The 1623-nt window shown below is 79.9% G+C and carries 1 protein-coding gene and 1 pseudogene; both read right to left on the reverse strand.

The window, feature by feature from the left end:
* Positions 1-248, reverse strand: a pseudogene (locus AB0M20_RS42360) (LuxR family transcriptional regulator); the annotation flags it as partial.
* On the reverse strand, positions 245-1623 hold a 1379-nt coding region (locus AB0M20_RS42365; RefSeq protein WP_364307052.1), incomplete at its 5' end, for a LuxR C-terminal-related transcriptional regulator. The pseudogene AB0M20_RS42360 and the gene AB0M20_RS42365, both read right to left, overlap by 4 nt.

The raw sequence follows: 1623 nt of genomic DNA on the forward strand, positions 1-1623 counted from the left end.
GGCGACTCGGTGTCGCAGACCGCGACGATGCCGGCGCCGCGGGCCGCCGCGAGCACGGCCAGCTGCAGGGTGTCCTCGTCGCCGATGCGGCCGTGCAGCACCAGCCTCGGCGGCGCGTCCCAGCCCTGCAGCGGCAGGGCGAACCCCTCCTGGATGTCCCAGCCGTCGCGGGCCAGCCGTCGCAGCACGGTCTCCGCGTCACCGGCGGAGGTGACCACGTGGCGGGGGGCGTCGGGCTGTCGCGTCACCGGTGCTCCTCCCCGCTCCCGTCGGCGAAGGCGAGCGCGGCCGCCTCGGTGCGGGTACGCGCGCCCAGCTTGCGCATCCCGGCCCGGATGTGGGTGTCCACCGTCTCGGCCGAGATCCCCAGCTGACCGGCGATACGCCGGGTGGGTTCGCCGGCCGCGACCAGCCGCAGCACGTCGGTCTCCCGGTTGGTCAGGGTCGACCCGGAGCGCCGGCTGCGGGTGTCGCGGTGCACATTGTGCCGGCGCAGTCCGCGGCGGGCTCGGCCGGCGAGCACGGTCAACCCGGCCGCGTCGGCCAGTTTTTCCGCCGTGAGCAGCGCGTCGACGGCCCGGCCGGGGTCGCCGTCGTAGAGGCCGGCGGCGATCAGGCAGCGGATCTGCTCCCGCAGTGCGGTGCCGTCCCAGGTGTCGGCCGCAGCGGCGAAGCCGGTGCCGGTGGCCCAGGCCAGCAGGGTGCGGCGGGCCGGGTCGGGGATGCCGTCGGGGATCGGGTCGGCGCCGGCGGACCCGAGGTCGTGGGCGGCCCATCGGGCGGTGATGCGGTCCAGCCCGCCGAGCAGGCCGGCCCGGTGGGCCGGGGTGTCGCCGGCGACGGTGGCGCGGTCGGGCTGGCCGTCCAGCCAGGCGGCCTCGTGGGCGACCCAGCCGGTGGCGGGATGGGCGGCGGCTGCGGCGAGCCGGGCCCGGGCGGCGGCGAGCAGCCCGGTGTCGGCCTCGACCAGGGCGGTCGCGGCGGTGGCGTAGGCGAGGGCGTCCGCGGGCAGCGAACGGTCGGCGAGGTTGGCGGCCCGCCGCTGCACCGCGTCGGCGTCCCCGGCCGGCGACGACGCCGCTGAGTCCGGGGCCGGTGAGTCCGGGGCCGGGGAGTCCGGGGCCGGTGAGTCCGGGGCCGGTGAGTCCGGGGCCGGCGGGTCTGCGGGGGTCGGGACGGCCGGGCCGTGCAGGGCGAGGGCGAAGTCGGCGGCCGCCAGGAAGCGGGTCTGCCATCCGTAGGCCAGTTCGGCGGCGCACACCTGGGCCGCTGCCGTGGCCGCTGCCGCCGACTCGGCGAGGTGCCCGTCGGCGGCCAGGGTCTCCACGAGCAGCCACGCCGCCGCCCGCGCGGCCGGCCGGTCACCCGCGTCGGCCGCCGCCGCGGCGAGGGCCTTGTCCCAGCCCGGCCGCCGGTGCGCCGCCGCGACCGCGGCCAGGGCGGCGGCCACCCCGGCGGGCGGCTGCGGGTGCGCCGCGGCGACCTTGGCGGCGGTGTCCAGCGCCGCGTCGGGGTCGTCGGCGAGGTCGGCAAGCAACAGCACGCGGTCGCGGGCGGCCACGACGTGCGCGGGTGCCGCGTCGGGCACCGGCCGCACCGCCGCGCGGGCCTGACCGGGCAGCC

Source organism: Actinoplanes sp. NPDC051633 (genome assembly GCF_040681735.1).
Lineage (GTDB): Bacteria > Actinomycetota > Actinomycetes > Mycobacteriales > Micromonosporaceae > Actinoplanes.